This window comes from Oscillibacter sp. PC13, assembly GCF_900115635.1.
Lineage (GTDB): Bacteria > Bacillota > Clostridia > Oscillospirales > Oscillospiraceae > Oscillibacter.
This window is the reverse complement of record NZ_FOXE01000001.1, coordinates 36,550-61,007: the sequence shown is the minus strand read 5'-3', so window position 1 is coordinate 61,007 and position 24,458 is coordinate 36,550. Positions and strand designations below refer to the sequence as shown.

Genomic DNA, 24,458 nt, shown 5'->3' with positions numbered 1-24,458 from the left:
ATGACCTGAAAGTCCAGATGAAAAGACACACCATTCGGTGTGCTTTTTTGTTTTAGAACCGCATGGCGTGGAACAGCTTTTCACTTTACTGTTCGAAAGCGCGGATGAGGTGCAGCAAATATGGCCTTGCACCGTATTTTGCCAAGCGTTTTTCACATACTATTACAAAATATATTGTGGAGGTTGTGCTATGACCAATGCAGATACGGTGAAATTACTGCAGGAATGTGACGCTGGATCAAAGATGGCGGTATCTGCCATCGATGAGGTGCTTGACAAGACACAGGATTCAAAGTTAAACGAGCTTCTAACCGAGAGTAAGCAGCACCATACAAAGCTGGGCAATGAAATCCATTCGCTGCTGGAACAGCATGGCAGTGATGACAAAGACCCAAATCCCATGGCAAAGGGCATGTCTTGGCTGAAAACCAACTGGAAGATGGGCGTGGATGAAAGTGACGCTACCATTGCAGATCTGATGACTGACGGCTGTAATATGGGTGTAAAATCTCTTAACAAATATCTGAACCAGTATCCGGCAGCAGACGAGAAGTCAAAGAATATTTGCAAGCAGCTAATTGCCATTGAGGAACAGCTGGGCGAGAGTTTAAAAAATTACTTGTAAGTAATATTGCGATAGTCAGATACAAGACTGCCCGGAACGAAAGCCTGCCGTGGATGCAAATGGGCGGTGATTTGCTGTGTATTGGCTGTAAATGCGGACAAATAGAGAAAGCCTTCGGGACTATCAGTCCCGAAGGCTTTCTTTGTACTTATACATCATACTTTTTGGAATGTGACAATACCGATAATCCTCGGGAAAACGTTCAAGTCTATCTTGATGTTCATCGGTGCTCTTTACATAATTTCTAAGAGGAAGTACTTCTACTACAATTTTTGAGCAATCCTCTCTATTTGAAATATAGTTTTTTGCCTCTTCCAAATGCAGCTGGTTTTCGCTGTATACACCAGTCCGATATTTTTTACCAACGTCCATTCCTTGCTTGTTTAAACTGTATGGGTCAATTATTTCCAAGAAATATTGCATTAGCTGATCCACAGAGACTTTCCTGGGGTCAAATACAGCTTTTACACATCGTATTCGCCGCCTAAAGTGCTTGATGTTCCATTCGCACGCCCAGCTTCTGTTGGCACAACTCCGCTTAAAGTTTTTATAAATTCTTGAACGCCCCACAGACATCCACCTGCGAAGTATATTGTTTCCGCAGCGTTTTTTCTCCCGTGCGCTTCGATATAAACCATTATGTCACCAATTAAAAACACAATTCAAGGAAAGCGGCCGGAAATGGAAGCACCTTCATTTTATGTAAGTTCTGGTAATTGCTGTACGTGTCTTGAAAGCTGCTGGAGAATGCCGTATATTGTTAATAAACCCTAAAATTAGTGTGTAAGGCGGGGAATGCAATGATGTGTGAAAAAGAGAAAAGCAGGCTGCCGTGGTTATCGGCTACAATAGGCGGTACGTATTTATTGTGGATTGCGTATTACATAGCGGGGAGCGGCGGCATAGTATGGCCCGGAATATCGGTTTTTGTGATAGTTCCGCACCTTCTTTGCACAGTGCTTGCGGTGGCATGCACCGTTGTCGGAATATTGAATCAGCAAAGCAGAGCCAGCTTATATGGGATAATCTCATATGGAATGGCTGCTGTATTGTTCCCGCCGTTCCATGTGTTTCTGATTCTGCCAGCTGTCTTTATGGCTGTGTGGCATTTTAAAAGAACGCCCGAGTTGGCGGAATAAGCAAGAGAACGTCCGGGAAACCGGACGTTTTTCCGCTCTCTTACAGCTTTTGAGGGAGTCACTGAAAATAAATGGAGATTGCATCATAGGGTATTTTAGAGCCCGCGCCTAATTCCAATTCGGAGCTCCGCTCCAAATAAAAGAACCAGTCGGAAGACTGGTTCTTTTATTTGGGCTTTTGCAGTGGACCTGCCTTGCCGCTTTTTATGGGAGCCTGCTCCTGGGGGATATTTTGCGCTGCTCCAAGCTGGAGCGTGACTTCGCGCGGCCGCCGAATGGCAGCGTCCAAACTTGCCGCCGAGCTGGATGCGCGCGCACCGGCAGCGGGAAAGCTTCTTGCCATCTATGCTTTTTCGGCGGCATCTACACAGGGCTTTACAAAAAAATATACGGTTTTACACAGACTTTACATTCCGGTGGTGACGGATTTTACGTTGGACTGTTTATACTAGGACCATGCACAAAGCAACAGACATATGAATGAAAGGACTTTTGAAAGATGAAAAAAATATTTGCGACTCTGCTTGCCCTGACCATGGTCATGGCAATGCTGGCCGGCTGCGGCAGCAACAATGCCGCCGGCGATGCCAACGCCGACAATTCCAACAACACCCAGACGCAGGAGCCTGTGGAAACTACACTGAGCGGCAGTGTTTCCACAAACGGTTCCACCTCTATGGAAAAAGTGATCGGCGTCCTGTCCGAGCAGTTTATGACGGACAACAGCAGTGTGACCGTTACCTATGACGCAACCGGATCTGGTACGGGCATTGAGGCCGCCAAGAACGGCACCTGCGATATCGGCCTGTCCTCCCGTGCACTGAAGGACGAGGAAGTAGCCGGCGGCCTGGTGGGAACGACTGTGGCCCTGGACGGCATTGCCGTGATTGTCAACGCCGACAGCAAGGTAGCCGACCTGACTGTGGAGCAGATTGCACAGATTTTCACCGGTGCGGTGACCGATTGGAGCGAGGTTGGCGGCGATGCCAGTGCCATCTCCTGCGTTGGCCGTGAGGCCGGTTCCGGCACCCGGGACGGTTTTGAGTCCATCACCGGTACCAAGGACGCCTGCGTGCTGGCACAGGAACTGACTTCCACCGGCGCAGTCATCGAGGCCGTCAAGGGCAACGCCAATGCCATCGGCTATGCTTCCCTGTCCTCTGTTGAGGGCCAGGATGGCATCAAGGCCCTGACGGTGGGCGGCGTGGCCTGCACCGAAGACACCGTTCTGGACGGCAGCTATGCCATTCAGCGTCCCTTTGTCCTGGTGACCAAGGACGGCGCGGCGCTCAGTGAGCAGGCCCAGGCATTCTTCGACTTCGCCACCTCCACCGCTGCCAACGACCTGATCAAGGCTGCCGGCGCTGTGCCCGTTGCGAAATAAGCCGCGGATTTCTAACCCTCTCCGGGATAGCCTCCACCCCACCATCGGGTGGAGGCTGTTCCCGCAAACAGAAGGAGTTTGACTGCAATATGGAAATGGAACGTAAACTAACCCGCGGCTTTTTTGCTGCCGGCACTCAGTCGAAGCACGGACGGGCATCCGCATCCCGAAAGACGGAGCGGAAACCTTCCCCCGCGCCAAAGAGCAAAAAGGGGGGGAGAGAGGCTTTGGAACTGGCCGTGCACATATTATTTTTACTGTGCGGAATTGTGGCAGTGGGCTTTGTTCTGTTTATCAGCCTGTATCTAATTGTCTCCGGCCTGCCGGCTATCCGGAAGATCGGCCTGGTGGATTTTCTGCTGGGACAGACCTGGGCCCCGACCGCCACTACAGTGGAGCCCTCTTATGGAATTCTGCCGTTTATTATGACCTCTGTTTACGGTACGGCGGGAGCGGTGGTGATTGGCGTGCCTATTGGATTGATGACCGCTATTTTCCTGGCAAAGGTCGCACCGCCCAAAATCGCAAAGGCAATCCGCATGGCAGTGGAGCTGCTGGCGGGCATTCCCTCTGTGGTGTACGGCCTGGTGGGTATGATTGTGCTGGTGCCCCTGATTCAAAAAACCTTTGACCTCAGCTCGGGCGCGTGCCTGCTGGCGGCCATTGTGGTGCTGGCCATTATGATTCTGCCGTCCATCATCAATGTCTCCGAGACGGCGCTCCGGGCGGTACCGCAGGAGTACGAGGAGGCGTCCCTGGCCTTGGGCGCCACGGAAATTGAGACCGATTTCCGTGTGATTTTGCCTGCCGCCCGCAGCGGCGTGGCGACGGCCATTGTTCTGGGTGTGGGACGCGCCATCGGCGAGGCCATGGCCATCATCATGGTGGCGGGCAACGTGGCCAACATGCCGGGCCTGTTCACTTCCGTCCGCTTTCTGACCACCGCCATCGCGTCAGAGATGTCGTATGCGGCATATGGAAGCCTGCAGCGTCAGGCGCTGTACTCCATCGGTTTGGTGCTATTCTTGTTCATCATGCTGATCAATGTGCTGCTGAATGTGTTTGTCAAAAACAAAAAGGAGGACTGAGCTATGGAACAACACCTCACTCCAGGCCGCCGGCTCTATGATCGCGGCCTGCGGGCCCTGCTGTGGCTGTGTGCCGGTCTTACCTGTGCGCTGCTGGTGTTTTTGATCGGATATATTTTCTACCGGGGGCTGGGCAATATCAACTGGCAGCTGCTGACGACACAGACCAGTTATATCAAGGATACCATCGGCATCCTGCCGAACATTCTCAATACACTCTATATCATCCTGGTCGCCATGGTCATTGTTCTGCCGCTGGGCGTGGGAGCTGCTATCTATTTGACGGAATATGCGGAAAACCACCGGGTGGTAGAGATCATCGAATTTGCCACAGAGACGCTGACGGGAATCCCCTCTATTATCTTCGGCCTGGTGGGCATGCTGTTTTTCGTCCAGAAGATGGGGCTGGCGCCCGGCATTCTGGCGGGCGGATTGACCCTGGTGATTATGATTCTGCCGACCATTGTCCGTACCACGCAGGAGAGCTTGAAGACGGTTCCTCAATCCTACCGGGAGGGGGCCTTGGGCCTGGGCGCCGGTAAATGGCACATGATTCGCACGGTGGTTCTGCCCAACGCAGTGGATGGCATTGTTACCGGTTGCATTCTGGCGGTGGGGCGTATTGTGGGCGAGAGCGCGGCGCTGCTGTTCACCGCCGGCTTCGGTCTGATTTTGAATGACTTCTTTACCGCCCTTCAGTCCTCCTCCGCAACACTGACGGTTGCCCTGTACGTCTACGCCAACGAGCGGGGCGAAACGGGCGTGGCCTTTGCCATTGCGGCAATTCTGATGGTGCTGACCTTCCTGATCAATCTTTCCGCCAATGTGGTGGGAAGAAAACTGAAAAAGTAATGGGAGCTGTAACGATGGCAACGATTTTACAAGCTGAAGATCTGGATTTGTGGTACGGACAAAACCATGCCCTCCACTCCATCAATATCGATCTGCCGGAGCATGAGATCACGGCCTTTATCGGCCCCTCCGGCTGCGGCAAATCCACATTTCTGCGGACACTAAACCGCATGAACGACTTGATCCCCTCTGTCCGCATTACCGGGCGGGTGGCTTATCGGGATCAGGACATTTACGACTCCACCATCGATCCCACATGGCTGCGCAAGCAGGTGGGCATGGTGTTTCAGAAGCCCAATCCCTTCCCCATGAGCATTTATGACAATGTGGCCTATGGCCCGAGAACCCACGGCATTCGATCCAAACTGAAGCTGGATGAGATTGTGGAGAATTCTCTCCGCTCCGCAGCCATTTGGGATGAGGTGAAGGACCGCCTGAAAAAGAGCGCCCTGGGCCTTTCCGGCGGCCAGCAACAGCGGCTGTGCATTGCGCGAGCCCTGGCAGTGGAGCCGGAGGTGCTGCTGATGGACGAGTCCACCAGCGCGCTGGATCCCATTTCCACATCGAAAATCGAAGATCTTGCGGCAGAGCTGAAAAGCAAGTATACTGTGATCATGGTGACCCATAACATGCAGCAGGCTGCCCGCATCTCCGACAATACTGCGTTTTTCCTGCTGGGCGAGCTGGTGGAGTTCGGCAAGACCGAGCAGCTGTTTTCCAACCCCACGGATAAACGAACGGAAGACTACATCACCGGCCGGTTTGGATAAGGGGGCAAAGAGCATGCGGAATAAATTTGATGAGCAGCTGGAACGGCTGCATGTAGAACTGATCCAGATGGGCGCCCTGTGCGAGGACGCCATTTCCGCGGCGGCGGAGGCCCTGCTGAAGGGCGACGAGGTTTTGGCAAAAGCCGCTGAGGAGGCGGAACGGGAGATTGATCAAAAAGAGCGTGAGGTGGAAAACCTGTGCCTGAAGCTCCTGCTGCAGCAGCAGCCGGTGGCCAAGGACCTGCGGGAGATTTCGTCGGCGCTGAAGATGATATCGGATCTGGAGCGCATCGGCGATCAGGCCGCAGACATCGCAGAACTGACCCGCTTTGTCAAAATGCCCATGGGAAACGGGCGGCTGCATATTGAGGATATGGCCAAGGCGGTGATCCACATGGTAACCGACAGCGTGGATTCCTTCGTCAAGCGGGATCTGACGCTGGCCAGGGACGTCTGCAGGGCGGATGACCAGGTGGACGCACTGTTTGATCAGGTGAAGCAGGAGCTGATTACACTGATTGCCTCCGACCCGGCTTCCGGCGAGTTGAGCATGGACCTTCTCATGGTGGCCAAGTATCTGGAGCGCATCGGTGACCACGCCACCAACGTGGCGGAGTGGGTGGAATATTCCCTGACGGGAAATCACCCGTCAAATAACTAAAAGAGGGACGCTGTCCCTCACACGGAAAGAGAGGGACGAGAACGATGCTGACCTATGAGGATGTCAGGAACAACGGGGCCATTCGGACCTACATCCAGCGGGCAGATGAATCCCTGATTGCGCTGGGCTATACGGAGCATAGCTTTGCCCATGTGTCCATGGTGGCGGAAAACGCCGGGTATATTCTATCCACGCTGGGCTATCCGGAGCGGACGGTGGAGCTGGCGAAGATTGCGGCGTTTCTCCACGATATCGGCAATCTGGTGAACCGGGTGGATCACTCTCAGTCCGGCGCCGTGATGGCGTTCCGGATTTTAGACAACCTGAACTGCGATCCGGAGGAGATTGCCACCATCATCACCGCCATCGGAAACCATGATGAGGGAACCGGCCAGCCGGTCAATGCCGTGTCTGCGGCACTGATTCTGGCGGATAAGTCCGATGTGCGCCGCAGCCGGGTCCGGAATCAGGACCTGAGCAGTTTCGACATCCATGACCGGGTGAATTACTCCGTGAAGAAGTCCCAGCTGAAGATCAATGAGGAACACACCCTTATTAAGCTGAAGCTGTTTGTGGACACAAAATACGGATCGGTCATGGACTATTTTGAGATTTTTATGCAGCGGATGATTCTCTGCCGGAAAGCCGCAGAGAAGCTGGGGCTGCAGTTTAAGCTGATGATCAACGAGCAGCAGCTTATTTAAAGGGGACTGCGGATCCCGGACACCTGCCGGGATCTCCTGCGGCGCTTTATTTCAGACATAGGAGGGATGACTGTGATTTATTTGCTGGAAGATGACGACAGCATCCGGGACTTTGTAATTTATACCCTGAACAGCCAGGGAATGGAGGCGCGGGGGTTTGCCCTGCCGTCGGCGTTTTGGGAGGCCATTGGAGAGGCGGTTCCCTCACTGGTCCTGCTGGACATTATGCTGCCGGAAGAAGACGGTCTGAGCGTGCTGAAAAAACTGCGGGCATCCGCCCGGACGGCCAAACTGCCGGTGATTATGCTGACGGCCAAGGGGACAGAGTACGACAAGGTCCTGGGGCTGGACGGCGGCGCCGATGATTATGTGGCCAAGCCTTTCGGCATGATGGAACTGCTCTCCCGCATTCGGGCCCTGCTGCGGCGGACGGAGGCGGAGAGCGGAGAGTATCGCTGCGGAATTCTGAGCGTGGATCCCGGACGGCACTTGGTACGGGTGCAGGGAGCAGAAGTAACGCTGACGCAGAAGGAGTTTGAGGTACTGTGCCTGCTGCTGAAGCACCGGGGACAGGTGCTTTCACGGGAGCAGTTGATTGAGAATGTATGGGGCTATGCCTTTACCGGCGAGAGCCGCACAGTGGACGTCCATGTGCGTACTCTGCGGCAGAAGCTGGGAGATGCCGGTGCTTACATTGAAACTGTCCGCGGTTACGGCTATAAGATTAAGACGGAAAGCTGACAGGAGGGAATGGAATACAGATGACAAAGCGTATTTTTCGATCAATCCTGGCAGTCTCTCTGACGGTTCTGCTGGCCAGCCTGATTCTGATTGTAGGTGTGCTTCACGGATACTTTCAGGAGCGGGTCAAGGTGGAGCTGGAGAGCCGCACGGCCTATATTGCCCACGGCATTGAAAATGAGGGAATGGATTATCTCACCTCCGGACTGCCGGCGGACTGCCGGATTACGCTGGTGGATCGGGACGGCGCTGTGATCTATGACAACTGGGAAGATGCTTCCAAAATGGAAAATCACGCCCAGCGGGAGGAAATTCACGAGGCCATGATGCTGGGAAAGGGCCATGCAGCCCGCTATTCGGAGACACTGGCCCAGAAGACGCTCTACTACGCACTGCGGCTTGAAGATGGGTCAGTGCTGCGGGTGTCGGATACCCAGTATTCCGTCTGGCTGCTGGTGCTGCAGGCGCTGCAGCCGGTGGCCCTGGTGCTGCTGCTGGCCTTTGTGCTGGCAATGGCTCTGGCCGCCAGAGTCTCCAAGCAGCTGGTAATGCCCATTAATGCCATTGACCTGAATGATCCGGAGGGCGTGGAGGGCTATGAGGAGCTGACGCCGCTGCTGTCCAAGATTCGTAGCCAGAACCGTCAGATTCAGCGGCAGGTGATGGACTTGAAACGGCGGCAGGAGGAGTTTGCCGCCATTACAGAAAATATGAATGAGGGTTTTTTGGTGATTGACCAAGAGACCCGGGTGCTTTCCTACAACTCTTCCGCACTGAAATTGCTCCACGGGGAACGCCCTGCGGAAGAGGGGGAGAGCGTCTTTTCCCTGAACCGGGAGGCGGGGTTCCGCCGCGCCGTGGAAGAAGCGCTGTCCGGACGCCGCAGCGAGCAGTTGCTGGAAAAGGACGACGAGTGCCGCCAGATTATGGCCAACCCCGTGGAACAGAACGGCACTGTGGCCGGTGCGGTGCTGGTGGTTCTGGATGTGACGGAGAAGGAGCAGCGGGAAAGCCTGCGGCGGGAGTTTACGGCCAATGTCTCCCATGAGCTGAAAACACCGCTGACCTCCATTTTGGGGACGGCGGAAATCATGCAGAACGGCCTGGTAAAACCGGAGGACATCCCCCACTTTGCGGGAAATATCCACCGGGAGGCGGGACGCCTTATCGGCCTTGTGAACGATATCATTAAGCTCTCCCGTCTGGATGAGGGCGGGGCAGCCGGCTCTTGGGAAACGGTAGAGCTGTACGGCCTCTCCGGTCGAATTCTGGAGCAGCTGGCACCCGCTGCGGAGAAAAAACAGGTCACGATGGAGCTGAAGGGCGAGTCCGCCGCAGCCAAGGGTGTGCCCCAGATTATGGAGGAGATTCTTTACAATCTCTGCGACAATGCCGTGGCCTATAACCGGGAGGGGGGGCGCGTCACCGTCACAGTGGAAAGTACGCCGGACGGAAGCCGCGTTACCGTGTCGGACACCGGGATTGGAATTCCCCAGGAGATGCAGGGCCGGGTATTTGAACGGTTTTACCGGGCGGATAAGAGCCATTCTGCCGGCGGAACCGGATTGGGTCTCTCCATTGTGAAGCACGGCGTGGCCTATCTGGGGGCCAGGCTGGAGTTAAAGAGTCAGCCTGGAAAGGGCAGCACCTTTACCGTGACCTTTCCACCGGTGAGAGCGTAATGAAAAAGCACCGCCTTAGCGGTGCTTTTTACATGAGGGTGCGCTGTCCGGCGGCTGTTTTAAAGGAGTGAAAGTTTGCGGTTTTCAGGCGGATATTGCAAGCGCTTCCGTACATACTAAGGGATATACGGAGGTGGCGCATGGAACAACTATCGACCAATTACAGGGAAAATGTCCGGTGGTTTGATGATACGCTGGGAGTGGACCGCAGCTGCGATTTGGTCTCCCGTGACTTTCTCATTGGCGGCAGAAGGGGACGCATCTGGGTCATTGATGGCTACGGCCGGGATGCGATTCTGGAACGAATGGGAGCATTCTGGCTTTCGCTGAAGCCAGAAGAGGTGAAAAGCCTTACAGAAATGCAGGCATTTGCTGACCGGTTTATTACGTTCTCTGAAACCAACGTCAGTTTTCATAAAGATGACATTGTCACAAACGTCTTGCTGGGCAAGACCCTTTTTTTGATGGAGGGACTCCAGGGGGCGGCGCTGATAGACGCCAAGGACTATCCAAGCCGCAGCGTGGGGGAGCCCCCGGATGGCAAGGTTCTCCGCGGCTCCCACGACGGCTTTATCGAGGCGGTTGTACCTAATATGGCACTGCTGCGCCGCCGCATTCGGGATCCGCATCTGACGATGGAGGCACACAAGGTTGGGACACGATCCCATACTGATGCAGTGCTGTGCTATCTGAATGATAAGGTGGACGAATCCCTGCTGGCGGAAATTCGGGGGAAGCTGGAAAAGATTCAGGTGAAGTCCCTCACCATGGCACAGGAGAGCGTAGCAGAGGCGATCCGGCCCAAGCAGTGGTATAACCCTTTTCCAAAAGTTCGGTACACAGAACGGCCGGATACAGCGGCTGCCTGCATTATGGAGGGCAGCATTATCCTGCTGGTGGACAACTCCCCGTCTGTGATGATCCTGCCCACCTCCTTTTTCGATTTCACGCAGGAGGCCAATGAATTTTACTTTCCTCCGCTGATCGGATCCTATCTGCGGCTGCTGCGGGTGATTGTGTTTCTCATCTCCCTGCTGATTACACCGCTGTGGTACCTGATGGTCAGCGAGCCTGGCCGCCTGCCGGGTTGGCTGTATTTCCTGTCCTCACCGGAACCGGCGTCATTGGATCTTCTCTGGCAGCTTTTGGTGGTGGAGTTTCTAATCGATGTGCTGAAGCTGGCCTCTCTCAACACACCGGATTCGCTGTCTAATTCCTTCTCCATGCTGGGCGCCTTAATTCTGGGCGATTTTGCCGTGCAGGCAGGTTGGCTGGGGCCTGAGGTTCTGGTGTATATGGCATTTGTGTCTGTGGCGGGATTTGCACAGCCCAGCTATGAACTGGGATATGCGTTCAAACTGCTGCGGGTTGCGCTGCTGCTGCTGACGGCGGTTTTTGACATTTGGGGCTTTCTCTTTGGCGTAGCCGGAATCTTAGTTCTGCTGGCAACCACCAAGCCCGTTGTCGGGAAAGGCTACCTTTATCCGCTGATTCCGTTTAACGGGACGGCTCTGCGCCGGCTGCTCCTGCGGGAGCCTATCAGCCGCGATAATACCTGAAACAGACAGTTAGGCGGTGCAGCAACAGCTGCACCGCCTAAAGCTTTGCCGGTTTATCGGTTTGTCTCCTTGACATCGGTGCGATTTAATAGATAGTCCACACTGACATCGTAAAAGTCAGCCAGAGCACACAGAACAGATGGTGGTATCATTCGCTGCCCGCTCTCGTAGTAGGCATAGGTGCGCTGAGGGACATTGATGGCTTCCCCAACACATTTTTGGGACAGATCCGCATCCTCCCGTAAGCTACGAATGCGTTGATATTGATTCAATCTCATCACCCATACCAGTATATGTTAGAACAATTTGTTCTATTAATATTTTGAATATATTGTTCTAAACTAAACCCATATGATGGCAGAGGATGATAAAGATGACGCAGCATATCACAGAAGCAGAACTGCGGCAGATACTGGAGACGCTGTCAAGCTTGTTCGATAAAATCCAGGTAGTGGACGGCGATTTCGAGGAGAATATTTGTGCACTTGATGGGAGCTTCCGGATATACTCACATCCGCTCTTATTGAAAACGCCCGTTGGGAGCCGTCAAATAAAACTGGGGTTCACACTTCAATCTCCGCTGATAGATGGCTTGCAGGAAGCATTATACCGGGATGATCTAACAGGCGTGTATAACCGCAGATATTTAAACGATCTCCGCTTTTTGAAAAAGGGAGAGGACATTCCGCGACGCATGGGAATGATCCTGATGGACTTGCGGCGGTTCAAGAAAATTAATGACACTTTGGGACATATTGCAGGGGACGAAATTCTGATGCAGGTGGCAGCGAAACTTGACGCCTGTCTGGTGGGCGAGGAGGCTGTGATCCGCTTCGGCGGCGACGAGTTTGTGGTATTGGAGCCAGGCTGCAGTGAGAAGCACATTCAACAGCGGATGGAACAATTCCGCCAAGCAGTGGAACAGATTGCGCCCGCAGACTTTGGCTATGCCTGGACCGATACATTTCGGGGAGATCAACACTTGCTGCTGCAGCTGATAGACATTGCCGACCGGAGAATGTATGCCGAAAAGGCCACTATGGAGGACTAAAAGAGACTGGGACTGCGTATGGACGCAGTCCCAGTCTTTTTATTCCTCGATGCTGATAGCGCTTACCGGACAGCCGTCCCGGGCCTCCTGTGCGGTGGCCAGCAGGCCATCCGGAATCTCTCCGCCGTGGGCAAGCCCATCGTCTCCCATCTGAAAAACCTCTGGGCAAGTACCAGTGCACAGGCCGCAGCCGATGCAGTTTTCATTAACTGTTGCGTTCATATTGCATTCTCCTTATTCAGTCCAGAATATTTCCATCCCGGCCCAGCGTCACCACCTGCCAGGGGATGAACTTGCCGCTTTGCTGCAGAGCGGTTTCCACAGCACGCTGAATACCGCCGCAGCAGGGGACCTCCATACGAACCACGGTGACTTCCCGGATATCATTCCGGCGGAGAATCTCCGTCAGCTTTTCTGCATAGTCACCTTCGTCCAGCTTGGGGCATCCAATGAGGGTAATGCGGTTCCGCATGAATCGCTCATGAAAATCAGATCGGGCGTATGCCGTACAGTCTGCTGCGATCAGCAGCTTGGCACCATTAAAATAGGGAGCCTCCACTGGCAGCAGCTTTATTTGTACAGGCCATTGCGTGAGCTGCGATACAGAGGATGTTGGGCCTGTTTGCGTCGCCGGTACAGCGCCAGAAGCTGTGCGCTGCAGTACTTGACTGCGGCTGCCGGGACATCCGCCAGAGGGCGGCATCTGTACTGGGGCGCTGCTTTTCAGCGCAGCAGCCTTCTTGGCCAGCACGGCGGCTTCGTCATATTCTGCGGCCTCCCGCTCAATAAAGCGAATGGCTCCGGTGGGGCAAGTGGGCAGACAGTCACCCAGCCCGTCGCAGTAGTCGTCCCGCAACAGTGTGGCCTTACCGCCGACCATTCCAATGGCGCCCTCGTGGCAGGCAGCTGCACAGGCTCCGCAGCCGTTGCATATTTCCTGATCAATCTCAATAATCCGTCTTACCATTCTAGTATGTCTCCTTTTTCCTGATTCAATCACCAGCCTGTCTCCTGGTGCGAGGTTCTTGCTTTCTGTTATGGATTATCCTATAATATTTCTCAATTGTATGTTGTTTTTACAACGAATGAATCAATTATTATAAAATTTCATCTGTCATAACATAAATCCTGCCATAGGGGAAAATTGAAGTGGCAGAGTTTCCATTCATTAACATAAAGAACCTGGTATTTCCGGATCACCACAGCGAGTAGCTCTTTCTGACAGCAGAGCAGCGCCAAAAAGGCCGCGTAGCCCCTGCTGTGGGAGGCTTCTGAAAAGAGCACCTCGCCTGTACCGACAGTTGGGACCGGAAGAATAGGAGGTACATATTATGCGGATTCGGGTACCGGATTATTATGAGAAGTTTCACTGCTTGGCGAGAGAATGCCCCCATACCTGCTGTGAAAAGTGGGAGGTAGTGATTGATGCGGAGACGGCACATCGTTATTTGGAGACATCTGGCTCTCTGGGGGAAAGGCTGCGCGCGGCGCTTCGGCGTGATGAGGATGGGGTGTTCTGCTTTTCCCTGGACGGCGGACGGTGCCCCTTTTTGGAGGAAAGTGGCCTCTGCGAGATTCACTGTCAGCTAGGAGAAGCGGCCACCAGCATCACCTGCCGGGAGCATCCCCGCTTTATCGAGGAGTATGGACCATTCCGGGAGATTACGCTGTCAGCATCCTGCCCGGCGGCCAACAGCCTGCTTCTGGAAACGGAAAAACCGCTGACTTTTCTGGAGTGGGATACAGCGGAACCGGAAGAACCGGGAGACGATTGGCTACCGTTTTTGCTGCCGCTGCGAAATCGGATGCTGGCTGTTTTGCAGGATCGCAGCAAACCGCTGCGTGTGCGTTTGAGAAGTTTTTTGACATTGGCAGAGAATGCACAGGTTCTTCTGGATGCGGACATACCGGAAGAACTGCCGCGGATGGCGGTGGAGTGGTGCTTCGGTACAAAGGCAGAGGGCGCAGCGGTGCTTTCGGGCGGGTTAGAATTTTTGGGCACATTAGAGGAGCTAGATCCGGACTGGAAGGATCTGCTGAAACAGGCGGAGACAGCGGATCCGGTTCCAGTTTCTGAAAATCTGCTGGATCGGATTGCTGTGTATGTGGCATTCCGTTACCTGCTGAAAACGGTGAATGATGGGGACTTGCTGTCTCGGGCGGAACTATGTGTATTTGCTGTGCTGGTGATAGAGCGCTTGGCTGCAGTGTGCGGCCTGGCGGAGGCGCTTCGCCGGTTCAGCTGCGAGATTGAGCACAGCAATGAGAATCTGCATGCGTTGCAGGCGGCCTTCCGGCGAGGGAAACTGGAAAAACATGAGCAACTCTTCCAGTGACTGGATTTTTATAGATGGCCTTTTGTGCGATTTGCTTTTCCAAGTGAAAAATGTTTGTCGAAAGTGTAAAATGTGCACAATCCATATTGACTTTTTTAAAAATGTATTGTACATTATAGACACAGGAAAGGAGTGAGTCCCATGGGCTAGGTTAGCTCAAGAGATTCCCGAGAACCTGACTCCAGCGCCGTTCGGAACCGAAAAACTTCCCAAAACAGTATAACTCTGGAAAGACCCAAAAACGAAACACCCTCACTATGATGAGCCACACGAGAACACTTTGGAAGGGACCAGAGCAGATATCTGCGTGTACCGATGTTTTATGGATTGGCAAAACCTGAGTTTCAACGTTCCCCTGATTTCCCCAGCGTCCGAACGGTAATCGAAGGAAAGCAAGAGGTAAGAGGTATTGGAAAATCCGACCCACGTGTAGCCCCCCATTCGTCGATGGAGCGAATGGGGGGTTGTGCTTTTTGTGGCGAAATGATACATTGCGGATGCTCCGGATCTGGGGAGAAAACGTAAAAAGCTCGACAGGGAAAGAATAAACGAATAAAACGCGCCTGGATAAAAATCCAGGCGCGTTTTTGAATCAGTGATTACTGATGGTCTACAGAGGACATATAGCAAATCAGTTCTACCATCTTGTTGGAGTAGCCGCACTCGTTGACTTGGCCTTATCGGCAAAAATCCCCATCAAGCGCTTGAAAATACGCTGTTTTCGGTATGATAACCTTACAATTTTTGCTTGAGTTTATTATCAGGGTACTCGATAGATTTCACCCTGTTTTCTAATGTTTATTATATGCCGTTTTTATAGAGTCCGCAATAGTTTTTCCAATTTCTTTTCCAAATTATCCCGTAGCAATCCAATAACTTCCACGCCTTTATTGCAACGCGCTAAATTCTTTTTCAATTCATCGTAAACAAGCATTTCAACTTCTAAATTGTTGTAAATAAAGCCTATTTCTTCGTTGAATGCCTGCACATAATCTGAGTATAAGTCCTCTGGCTTTTTATAATTGTAGGGACGGTTCTCTATAGCATGAGGTTTAGATTTTGGGTGAACAAGTTTGTTTCTCTTATCAAGCAGGCCTTTTAGTATTCCAAAATCTTCTCCACTGGTTGGATAGGGATTTCTTAATTCTACATTGCAGATATTCTTGATTTTATCAATTGTACTGGCCCTGTGCTTCTTATCTGTTTCTGATTCATAGCGGCATCGAAACACGTCATCACCCAAAACTACTGAGCCAAATAAGTTAACATAGCTTTCAACTGCGAGCGCTTGAAATATGACAGCGCAGATGGCGGCCTGTTCCATAGCTATTGAAGCAGATGGGGCACCACTTTTAGCATTCTCTTGGTGCTGATGATACTGAAAGTAGAATGATTTTGCCATAGCGGCATACTGTTCACAAAGAGGCAGGCAGCAGTTCATATTATCATCCCTAAGTTGAGTATAAGTACAGTGGTGTTATTTTGTCATCTGTACAAGCTTATAAAAACTGGTTCTTTTGGTATTCGTCAGTTCCATGGCAGTCTTTGCTGTTATCCTCCCTGCTTTCCAAGAGTTGTATACTTCGCTCCAATTTGCAGGAAAGGTAAGGGCAGGGCGTCCCAACTTTTTCCCTTTCTGCTTTGCGGCTTCGATTCCTTCCGCCTGACGCTGCCGAATGTTGGCCCGTTCCTGTTCCGCAATCGTCCCCAGCACTTCAATGAGGATGTTGTTGACCATTTCAAATACCCACTCTTGACCTTCCGGCAGTTCCGTCATCGTCGTCGGAAGGTCAATTACTTTCAGACGAATGCCATTATCCTTGAAAAATTGCAGTTCGTTTTTGATATCGCGCTTATTGCGGCTCAAGCGGTCAAGGGACTTTATAACAAGAGTATCGCCGCGCCGCAGCATGGCATTTTTCAGGGCTGCGTAACCCACTCGATTTAAGTCCTTGCCGCTTTCCTTATCAGTGATAATTTCCCGTTCCTGTGCTCCCAGAGACTTAAACGCGGCTATTTGGCGGTCAAGATTTTGTTCCTTGCTGGATACTCTGGCGTAGTAGTAAGTGCGGCTGTCCATGCTATTTCCTCCCGTTTGCTTTATCTTCTTGCATTATACCAAGCATGTCTGTAAAAGTCAATTAATTTACGAATATGTTCGTAAATAATATTTTAACTTTTGCGGGCAAACATATTTGGCTGCTTTTTAGAGTTCGGCAAGGTACACCTTTACGAATAGTCTTGTAGCCACTTATATCCAACTAACATTGTACTTTCCTATTGGAATACGATATCTAATCATTAAATTACGCCCTAGAATCGCTTGCAATCCGTTACGAGGGTACTTATACCTCTCGGGGTTCAAAACGATTCTAGGGCGTAAATTATAATTAAAAACAGGGCAAAATCTAAAAAGTAATTGAAATAGCTAATGTATTGAACGCATATAACAGCATAGCCTGCCGTCATGGTTCAAACAAATGGAGTAGAATATCAGTCAAAATAACCATCTGCTTTTGGACACCAATGAAATGTCGTAACATAAGTATCACTATATGTAAGCTTTGTACTCGGAAGGTCCACGCCAAATCCATGCAAATAGTATTCATCTGAGTCATTGTAATTGGTCCAAGAATCCCATGCCCACCCAAAAAGGCCTTCTTTTATGTATTTATACTTATACTCTCTCCAAGTGTATCCACCACTTAGTTTTGCATCTGGAAAGGCCTGTGTGGCAATTTGATAGACATCTACTTGAACGCTTTTTAGGATATCCCTGCTTTTAGTAATATCATTTTCAGAATATGTAATAAGGTTTTCAGCGGTATCGACAGCTCTGCAAGCATTTCCATTCGCCGTTATATTGTAATCATACAGGCAGTCTTTTCTATCATTTTTTGTTACAGTAAAACTGATTGCTTGGTGTCCTATTGGCAAAGCTATCCCATTTGCGTACCTTTTATTAAGGTATTCTTGCAAATCATAAGCTGTCTTGATATTAAGCAGTTGAGAGTCAGGCTTCATTTCTGGAATAGTAATTGTATCGTGCCTTACTCCATCCCAATTTAAGGCGTTATAAACCATCCACGCCGCTTGTTCTCTAGATATCATGGTATCCGCTTTGAAATCCATATTAATCGAAAAGATTCCAGCTGCAATGGCATCTTCACGAACATTGTTTTTCCAAGAGTTTCCGATATATCTATTAGACTCACTTGAATAACCAATCGCATTTAGCAACATCTTGGCAAACGCTTCAGCAGTAAGTGGTTCGATAGGACGGAATGTTCCATCAGAATATCCATTAATATATTTGTTATATGAGCAATAAGCAATGTACCCGGCAAAAACATGGTTTTCAGGAACATCTGGATATGGTGCCCCATCTGCTACCAATGCAGAAGCCGTATTTGCCCCCAACTCAATAATGGATATTATTTTTGCAGCCGCTCCACGGTTCAGGATGTACTGAGGTCTAAAAGTGTTATCGTTATATCCTGAAAGAATGCCCTTTTCGGTAACGTAAGTAACAGCTTCAACATACTGTGGATTGATGTCGCCAAAGTCATTAAATGATGTGGCATCTGCGGCTTCAGCTTCCGTAACAACCGTGGACACTATCAGAACAAAAGCTAAAATCAATGACAGTTTTCTTTTCATTTTACTTCCTCCCTTAAATCGTATTCAGCGCATTGTAAGCTGCTAATACATCTTTGATTGCGGCCTTATCTGAGCTTTTTATCGTCAAATCATAGTGATAATTGTCGCCCTGAAAACGTACAATTGTTTCTTGCGAGTCAGCTATGTTCTCTAGCATTTGAATATCCGCTGTGCTGGGCGCAATATCTACCCATTCCCATACCTCAGTGTCGTTATCTCTATTTACATCATAATAACTAAAGGTCTTATAATATTTTTGAGCATCAACTACTACTGTCAAATGGTCAAAAAATATCCAGCTATTTCCAGTGTAGTGAAATCTTAAGCGTAACCAGACATACGAGTCCTTTTTCCCTATATAAGGTAATACATAGCTTCTTGAATCAGCATAGTAAGGCTCATTAGGCGAATGATACCAGGTAATCCCTTCAACTTTGTCCGTAATTACTTTCATTTTTGCAATTGCTTTTTTAGCCGCTTTTTCTCTCTCTAACCTTTCTTGTTCTTGTTTCTGTTCTTTTAGCGTTTCCAACGTTTTAACTGCATTATTAAGGGTCTCAGCATTTGAAACCTGGCTTTTTTCGACTACGCTTAGTCTATTAAATAGTGTCTGTGCATTAGAAATGCTCATTTCCGAGTCAAGAGTAACCGTACCGATTGCAGAGATATTCTTAACTACATTTTCTACCTTTAGCACGCTTAAAGTTTCTTCTGATTTGACTAAATCCTCATAGTTGTTAATATACTTTTTAGCCCTATCCGTACATTTGTTATAAGCCTTTCTGACAGATTGAATCTTTTTTTCCGAATCTAAAGTAACATTATCTTTTATTTCATTAATGGATTCTATAATGTGATTCGCATCGTCACGATCAACTAAGTCATCGTAAGTTGTTCTCGCTTTTTCAAGTTCTTCAAGATACTCCAGTTGCTTATAATCTTTATCTCCCAACGCATTGACTGCTTTTTCCGCCTGAGTGATATCTTGTTCACTATCCAATGTGACTTCGCCAATGGCTAATATCATATCATCGGCAGCAGTTGCTTCTTTGCTTTTGCAGGAGCATAGCGCGACACATAGAATCAGAGCTATCAGTATGGGCAAACTTCTTTTCATGGCGTTTTCCTCCCCTAAATAATGTGGCCTCTTTCAGTCAAATTATATCTCATTTAAATATTATTTTCAATACGAAACACAGCTATTATACCATTCAAGTAAATACTAAAATAATAGTAAGGGTGGTGATAGTTGTGGATGTGAATCACCGTATCCAGCAATTACTCGAGGAACGAAACTGGACGGAATACAAGTTAGCAAAAGAATCAGGCCTTTCTCAATCAACTATCGCAAATCTCTTTAGGCGAAATACTACCCCTTCAATCTCCACTCTTGAACTTGTTTGTAAAGGCTTTGGAATATCTCTAAGTCAATTCTTTTCTGAAGGCAATATGGTAGAACTCTCCAACGAGCAAATGGAATTTTTTTCTAACTGGGTTTCATTAACCGCCAATGAGAAAGCAATCATTGCCGACCTTGTGAAAGCCTTAAAAAAATAAAGAAATCCCGCAGAGAAGGAAATGATCTCTGCGGGATTTTTTTCAATTAAATTTATGACTGCAATAGTCTTGTCAGGCGGTAATTATTACCCTTCTGCTTTCCACTTGCTTCAATCAGTTGATACCCAAATTTATTAAGGAAACGATTATACTGTTTGACGGGGTATGGAATTCCAAGCATTGTATAATCGTATTGCCAAGTCGACAGGGCAGAATTGAGGTCAGATATAAATTTATCTTTCTCTTCACGTGAAATAATTTTTTCCCAATATGCACTAGTCTCTATAAATCCCCGCACTCTTTCCCCCAATTCATCCATTTGCCCCTGCTGTTTCGTTACTATTAATCTCCCAAGGGTGACATCAGAATACGGAAACCATCGATTAAAGTCCAACTGTCCTTTATATACGGTCTCGCCTGAATCATTGTCCATTCCAAGCAAATAATCCCACTGGGCAATGCATCTCCGCAGATACTCAGCATCCTCCGCAGCCTGTTCCATGCCATGTTTGCGGCCACTATAGAAACAAAACTTATTTTGGAAGTAGCTATAGCGAATACTAGGAAATCTCCTTTCTATAAATTTTATTGTTTCGGAAGGATTGTTGAAGGAGTAGGCATCCCAAAGTTCGTTTACACCATTCACGCAATAGCGGTCAATCAACATTTCTAAGTCCGATGTTTGTGGTGCGTGTTGTTCCGCATCATATAGAATTGCAAAAATATCTAGGCCCTTCCGAACACGTCCTGCCATTTGAATTAACGCTGACCTTTCACAACTTTCTGAGAACATGAGATTTATGTCATTGTCTTTAATGTTGACTCCTTCTTTATTTTGACTTGTAGTTAAGAATATTTTGATTTCTTGAGGAAGTTTTTCTTCATTAAGCAGATGTTGGCGTATAAACTCTTTTCTTTCCAATAAGGAGTTTGGAAATTTGCGTCTTTCCATTCCAGAATATGCTATGCCAATACTATCCTCTTCCACTCCCAACTTAATTAACGAATCAACCAGCGTTTCCATACGCGTGATACTATTGGCAAAATAAATAATTCGACTTCCTTCTTTTAACTCATCTGCAATATTTTCAGCAATCCATTCAGAGGGCCATAAATAAACATCTTTGGGGTCGACATGATTACAAACATCATACAAATCTAGATAGTGAAAACTAGGCCCATTTCGAGTTTTATCCGAAAAAGCCCATTCTATTGGCTCAGGAGTCCCCGTCATGAAAATTATTTTGCATCGTTCATCATGTACCTGAACCCATTTCAAAAAATCTTTAACATGAAACGGAGAATCTGTGAACGTTGCATCTGTAGTTAATGAATGTGCTTCATCTAGAACTATTAAGTCAAAATATTTCCATATATGAGTCTTTTCATCGCTTTCATCGTATTTTTCTTTAACAAAATGCTCGAGTCCTGCATTTGTCACAACAACAAGGTTTTGCTTTTTCGAACCAATTCCTTCTTGGCCTAAAGCATCTAAATCTATCCAACGTTTTCCACTCATCTTTTTTGCCTGTGCTTGTGCTGTTACCTTGCGAGATGTAATAAATAGAATACTCTTTCCCTCGCTTGCAAGTTTTTCGACCCAATAATTTTTTCCAGACCCTACGCCTGAATAGATTTCAATAATCTGATATGGCTCAATGTCATTTTCATAATTGATAACATCAGATAAATACTTTGTTTCCATAGTAACGTACCCTCTTCTTCGAAACCTTTATGCGGGGGGATTTCAACTAATACAATAGAGAAAAATCGAAACTCCCCCACCGCTTGGATATGCCATATTAAATATACCACAAGTCAAAAATGTGGTGCAAGATTTTACAAGAAGAGCATTTATAAGCAGTAATATTTAGCATTTGCAAGCCATCGAATGAAGCATTTATGCCGCGAAAGTCATCTTGACATGAACGGGCTGTGTGTTAGGCTCTGACGCCAGGCAGCCCAATAGGCCGCATGGCCGTAGTGGGGTGGCGGCGGCTGCCTAAAAACACACGGCCCAAAGCGTCATGTCAAGATGAACCGTGGAATAAATGCGGAATGGTGCTTATATAGTCCTTTACATATTTTTATATATCAATTATACAATACTTTCCCGGGGATGCAAGTTGCTTAAATTCAATTTAACTTGCAAATAGAACTGTTTTTATAGAAAAGAGATTGTTTTCCAGATATAAATTACAGTAGATTCCTATAGAATATTATGAATTTACAGGATGCTGCCTTGCTTCACATATTACGCGGCCCTCCGGCGTTTGTGCTACATAAGGTCGCTTTATCTGCCCAAGGTTCCTGCTCCAATATTACCGCCCACCTATGGCAAAAGGCAGGGCTTGCGCCTTGCCCGTTGTCTATTCAGATGTTCATAAGGGGACTCGTGTGCTGTGCTTGATGTAGCACTTCTTCATCTCTCATGCCGTTCAAATACGTTTGGGTAATAGAGATATTTTCATGCCCCAGCAAGCGGGACAGGGAGTAAATATCCAAGCCTGCCTTTAGTTGGAACTGTGCATAGGTGTGACGGAAAGTATGAGCGGATACCCGCACATCTGGTGAAATATTACAAGCCGCTCCTGCATCTTTTATGACTCTATCTACCATGGAACTATTCAATGGTTTACCATTCCGACTTAGGAAAATGTTATTTGGTACAATTTGATATGCAAAATAAGACTTCCGTACAGTCAGGAATTTCAGTAACCATTTGCTCAACGTAGGAGATTTGGGTACAACGCGTTCTTTGTTGCCTTTGCCGCGAATTAAAATATAATCATACTTTAACTGTTCCTCGGTCAGTCCTATCAACTCACTCATACGAATACCTGTATCGATCAAAAGCAACAACATGACTCGATTTCGCAGCTGCAAATATGTGTAGCCTTGGTAGTAGTTAGATAACCTTTTGAGTTCCGCTTCCGAGAATGTGCGGATAAGGACTTTAGGCTTCTTCATATTGGGGATTTTCTCTGTCACCAGGGTATCGGTGTATCCTTCTGCATAGGCATATTTGAAGAACACCTTGAACGCTTTCAGTAGGTCATTGATATAGTTCACTTTATGTGAAAGCTTCATTTTCACAAGAAAAGCTTTGATATACTCAGGCTTGACATCTTCACTATGGGTTACTTGATATTCGGCAGCAAGGTAATTCAGCAGATATTCGATTTGTTTACGATAATTTTTCGTGGTTTTGGGAGATAGGTTCCGGCTTTGGCAATGGAATACGAATTCATCTTTTACTGTGTTTAATAGCATAAAAAAACACTCCTTTTCCGGCTATACAATACCGAAAAGGGAGTGTTTTCATTGCTTGTGGGGAATTCACCTGATGGAACAACGAAAAAATTCGCTATTCCACTTGGCACAGTCTTTTCCATCCACGCACTTTTCTTGAGTAAAGAAGCAGCAAGAAAAAGTTGCGAAACAGATGACTTTTCCCGTATTTACTGATGGTCTACAGAAGACATATAGCGAATCAGCTCTACCATCTTGTTGGAGTAGCCGCACTCGTTGTCGTACCAGGAGACGACCTTCACAAACGTATCAGTCAGGGCAATGCCTGCGTCCTTGTCGAAGATGGAAGTGCGGGAATCACCAATGAAGTCGGAGGAGACCACGGGATCTTCGGTATAGCCCAAAATGCCCTTCAGCTCGCCTTCGGAGGCGGCCTTCATAGCGGCGCAGATATCCGCATAGGTAGCGGGCTTTTCCAGATTCACCGTCAGATCCACCACGGAGACGTCCAGTGTGGGAACGCGCATACTCATGCCGGTCAGCTTGCCGTTCAACTCGGGAATCACCTTGCCCACGGCCTTGGCAGCACCGGTAGAGGAGGGAATGATGTTTGCGGTGGCCGCCCTGCCGCCACGCCAGTCCTTCATGGAGGCGCCGTCCAGCAGCTTCTGAGTAGGGGTCACAGAGTGGACGGTGGTCATCAGGCCGTCTTTAATGCCAAAGTTTTCATGCAGCACCTTGGCAATGGGAGCCAGGCAGTTGGTGGTGCAGGAGGCGTTGGAGACAAAGGTCATATCGGAGGTGTACTTTTTATTGTTGACACCCATGACGAACATGGGTGTATCATCCTTGGAGGGAGCGCCCATAATGACGTGCTTGGCGCCTGCGTCAATATGGCCCTGGCACTTTTCCTTGGTCAGATGCTGGCCAGTGCACTCGCAGATATACTCTGCGCCTACTTCACCCCAAGGAATATCCCCGACCTCTTTTTCAGCGAAGACGGCAATTTTCCTACCGTCCACAATCAGGAACCCCTCTTCATAGGCAATGTCACCCTGGAACCTGCCGTGGACACTGTCATACCGCAGCATATATGCCATATAGTCGGGTGTCATAAATGGGTCGTTCAGTCCCACGACCTCAATATCGTCATGGGTCAAAGCGGCGCGGAAGACAAGACGGCCGATCCGGCCAAAGCCATTGATGCCGATCTTGGTTTTCATAGTTGAAAAACTCCTTTCAAATAGGCGGCACGCTGGAATGGCACCGCGCGGAAACATTTGCGTAATCGTTTTGCCGATTGTTTTACATATATATTATCATAAGGAATCTCGAGTGGCAATAGTCAATTCAGATAACATTTTTCTTTACAAATTGTGAACAATTAATAAGAAATT

25 protein-coding genes are annotated in these 24,458 nt (G+C 48.9%); 13 read left to right on the top strand and 12 right to left on the bottom strand.

Annotated elements, in window-relative coordinates; all coding sequences use genetic code 11:
• The first annotated feature begins 190 nt into the window (after positions 1-190).
• Entirely contained in the window at positions 191-625 is a 435-nt protein-coding gene (locus BMZ81_RS00285) for a hypothetical protein (protein ID WP_091127606.1), read from the top strand.
• A gap of 123 nt (positions 626-748) precedes the next feature.
• Here the strand turns inward: BMZ81_RS00285 and BMZ81_RS14345 are convergent, their stop codons facing one another.
• Positions 749-1,060 carry a peptide-methionine (S)-S-oxide reductase gene (locus BMZ81_RS14345; protein WP_278308857.1) on the bottom strand — a complete coding sequence of 104 codons (312 nt, stop codon included), beginning with the start codon at positions 1,058-1,060 and terminating at the stop codon, positions 749-751.
• Positions 1,061-1,089: 29 nt separating this feature from the next.
• The gene (locus BMZ81_RS14340; RefSeq protein WP_278308856.1) at positions 1,090-1,263 is read right to left on the bottom strand and encodes a peptide-methionine (S)-S-oxide reductase; all 174 of its coding nucleotides are present in this window, start codon (positions 1,261-1,263) and stop codon (positions 1,090-1,092) included.
• Between the two features lie 1,000 nt (positions 1,264-2,263).
• Here BMZ81_RS14340 and BMZ81_RS00270 point away from each other — a divergent pair.
• From BMZ81_RS00270 to BMZ81_RS00230, 9 genes are all read left to right on the top strand, one after another.
• Positions 2,264-3,148 carry a phosphate ABC transporter substrate-binding protein gene (locus BMZ81_RS00270; protein WP_091127604.1) on the top strand — a complete coding sequence of 295 codons (885 nt, stop codon included), beginning with the start codon at positions 2,264-2,266 and terminating at the stop codon, positions 3,146-3,148.
• An 89-nt stretch (positions 3,149-3,237) separates the two neighbouring features.
• A complete protein-coding gene (pstC, locus tag BMZ81_RS00265; RefSeq protein WP_242942523.1) occupies positions 3,238-4,236 on the top strand; it encodes a phosphate ABC transporter permease subunit PstC in 999 nt (332 codons plus the stop codon).
• A gap of 3 nt (positions 4,237-4,239) precedes the next feature.
• Positions 4,240-5,088: a phosphate ABC transporter permease PstA gene (gene pstA / locus BMZ81_RS00260; RefSeq protein WP_091127603.1), complete on the top strand. Its 849-nt coding sequence runs from the start codon at positions 4,240-4,242 to the stop codon at positions 5,086-5,088.
• A gap of 14 nt (positions 5,089-5,102) precedes the next feature.
• Positions 5,103-5,858 (top strand): phosphate ABC transporter ATP-binding protein PstB, encoded by a 756-nt coding sequence (gene pstB, locus BMZ81_RS00255; RefSeq protein ID WP_242942522.1) that lies wholly within the window; start codon positions 5,103-5,105, stop codon positions 5,856-5,858.
• Positions 5,859-5,871: 13 nt separating this feature from the next.
• Positions 5,872-6,519: a phosphate signaling complex protein PhoU gene (gene phoU / locus BMZ81_RS00250; protein ID WP_091127601.1), complete on the top strand. Its 648-nt coding sequence runs from the start codon at positions 5,872-5,874 to the stop codon at positions 6,517-6,519.
• Between the two features lie 44 nt (positions 6,520-6,563).
• On the top strand, positions 6,564-7,223 hold the full coding sequence (locus BMZ81_RS00245) for an HD domain-containing protein (protein WP_091127600.1): 660 nt from the start codon (positions 6,564-6,566) through the stop codon (positions 7,221-7,223).
• Positions 7,224-7,295: 72 nt separating this feature from the next.
• Positions 7,296-7,964 (top strand): response regulator transcription factor, encoded by a 669-nt coding sequence (locus BMZ81_RS00240; protein WP_091127599.1) that lies wholly within the window; start codon positions 7,296-7,298, stop codon positions 7,962-7,964.
• A 20-nt stretch (positions 7,965-7,984) separates the two neighbouring features.
• Positions 7,985-9,646 carry a sensor histidine kinase gene (locus BMZ81_RS00235; protein WP_091127598.1) on the top strand — a complete coding sequence of 554 codons (1,662 nt, stop codon included), beginning with the start codon at positions 7,985-7,987 and terminating at the stop codon, positions 9,644-9,646.
• Between the two features lie 140 nt (positions 9,647-9,786).
• Positions 9,787-11,205: a spore germination protein gene (locus tag BMZ81_RS00230; RefSeq protein ID WP_091127597.1), complete on the top strand. Its 1,419-nt coding sequence runs from the start codon at positions 9,787-9,789 to the stop codon at positions 11,203-11,205.
• Between the two features lie 53 nt (positions 11,206-11,258).
• Here the strand turns inward: BMZ81_RS00230 and BMZ81_RS00225 are convergent, their stop codons facing one another.
• Positions 11,259-11,483, bottom strand: coding sequence for a helix-turn-helix domain-containing protein (locus BMZ81_RS00225; RefSeq protein ID WP_091127596.1), 225 nt, complete (start codon positions 11,481-11,483; stop codon positions 11,259-11,261).
• Between the two features lie 95 nt (positions 11,484-11,578).
• Between BMZ81_RS00225 and BMZ81_RS00220 the strand changes: the two genes are divergently transcribed.
• Positions 11,579-12,256 carry a GGDEF domain-containing protein gene (locus tag BMZ81_RS00220; RefSeq protein WP_177187134.1) on the top strand — a complete coding sequence of 226 codons (678 nt, stop codon included), beginning with the start codon at positions 11,579-11,581 and terminating at the stop codon, positions 12,254-12,256.
• A gap of 39 nt (positions 12,257-12,295) precedes the next feature.
• Here BMZ81_RS00220 and BMZ81_RS00215 read toward each other — a convergent pair whose 3' ends face one another.
• Together BMZ81_RS00215 and BMZ81_RS00210 are read right to left on the bottom strand one after the other, a co-directional pair.
• Positions 12,296-12,478 (bottom strand): ferredoxin, encoded by a 183-nt coding sequence (locus BMZ81_RS00215; RefSeq protein ID WP_091127594.1) that lies wholly within the window; start codon positions 12,476-12,478, stop codon positions 12,296-12,298.
• Between the two features lie 16 nt (positions 12,479-12,494).
• Positions 12,495-13,223 carry an ATP-binding protein gene (locus tag BMZ81_RS00210; RefSeq protein ID WP_091127593.1) on the bottom strand — a complete coding sequence of 243 codons (729 nt, stop codon included), beginning with the start codon at positions 13,221-13,223 and terminating at the stop codon, positions 12,495-12,497.
• 364 nt (positions 13,224-13,587) lie between these two features.
• On the opposite strand from BMZ81_RS00210, the gene fliB reads away from it, so the two are divergent.
• Positions 13,588-14,592, top strand: coding sequence for a flagellin lysine-N-methylase (gene fliB, locus BMZ81_RS00205; protein WP_091127592.1), 1,005 nt, complete (start codon positions 13,588-13,590; stop codon positions 14,590-14,592).
• An 814-nt stretch (positions 14,593-15,406) separates the two neighbouring features.
• Here fliB and BMZ81_RS00200 read toward each other — a convergent pair.
• From BMZ81_RS00200 to BMZ81_RS00185, 4 genes are all read right to left on the bottom strand, one after another.
• Positions 15,407-16,033: a hypothetical protein gene (locus BMZ81_RS00200; protein WP_091127591.1), complete on the bottom strand. Its 627-nt coding sequence runs from the start codon at positions 16,031-16,033 to the stop codon at positions 15,407-15,409.
• Between the two features lie 36 nt (positions 16,034-16,069).
• On the bottom strand, positions 16,070-16,672 hold the full coding sequence (locus tag BMZ81_RS00195; protein ID WP_091127590.1) for a recombinase family protein: 603 nt from the start codon (positions 16,670-16,672) through the stop codon (positions 16,070-16,072).
• 413 nt (positions 16,673-17,085) lie between these two features.
• Complete coding sequence (locus BMZ81_RS00190; protein WP_091127589.1) at positions 17,086-18,252, bottom strand: S-layer homology domain-containing protein; 1,167 nt, start codon at positions 18,250-18,252, stop codon at positions 17,086-17,088.
• Positions 18,253-18,265: 13 nt separating this feature from the next.
• Positions 18,266-19,369, bottom strand: coding sequence for a hypothetical protein (locus BMZ81_RS00185; protein ID WP_091127588.1), 1,104 nt, complete (start codon positions 19,367-19,369; stop codon positions 18,266-18,268).
• Positions 19,370-19,503: 134 nt separating this feature from the next.
• Between BMZ81_RS00185 and BMZ81_RS00180 the strand changes: the two genes are divergently transcribed.
• Complete coding sequence (locus BMZ81_RS00180) at positions 19,504-19,809, top strand: helix-turn-helix domain-containing protein (RefSeq protein ID WP_091127587.1); 306 nt, start codon at positions 19,504-19,506, stop codon at positions 19,807-19,809.
• Between the two features lie 52 nt (positions 19,810-19,861).
• Here BMZ81_RS00180 and BMZ81_RS00175 read toward each other — a convergent pair whose 3' ends face one another.
• The 3 genes from BMZ81_RS00175 to gap form a co-directional block, all read right to left on the bottom strand.
• Positions 19,862-21,514 (bottom strand): DEAD/DEAH box helicase family protein, encoded by a 1,653-nt coding sequence (locus BMZ81_RS00175; protein WP_091127586.1) that lies wholly within the window; start codon positions 21,512-21,514, stop codon positions 19,862-19,864.
• A 668-nt stretch (positions 21,515-22,182) separates the two neighbouring features.
• The gene (locus tag BMZ81_RS00170; protein WP_091127585.1) at positions 22,183-23,082 is read right to left on the bottom strand and encodes a tyrosine-type recombinase/integrase; all 900 of its coding nucleotides are present in this window, start codon (positions 23,080-23,082) and stop codon (positions 22,183-22,185) included.
• Positions 23,083-23,270: 188 nt separating this feature from the next.
• Entirely contained in the window at positions 23,271-24,284 is a 1,014-nt protein-coding gene (gene gap, locus BMZ81_RS00165) for a type I glyceraldehyde-3-phosphate dehydrogenase (protein ID WP_091127584.1), read from the bottom strand.
• Positions 24,285-24,458 lie beyond the last annotated feature (174 nt).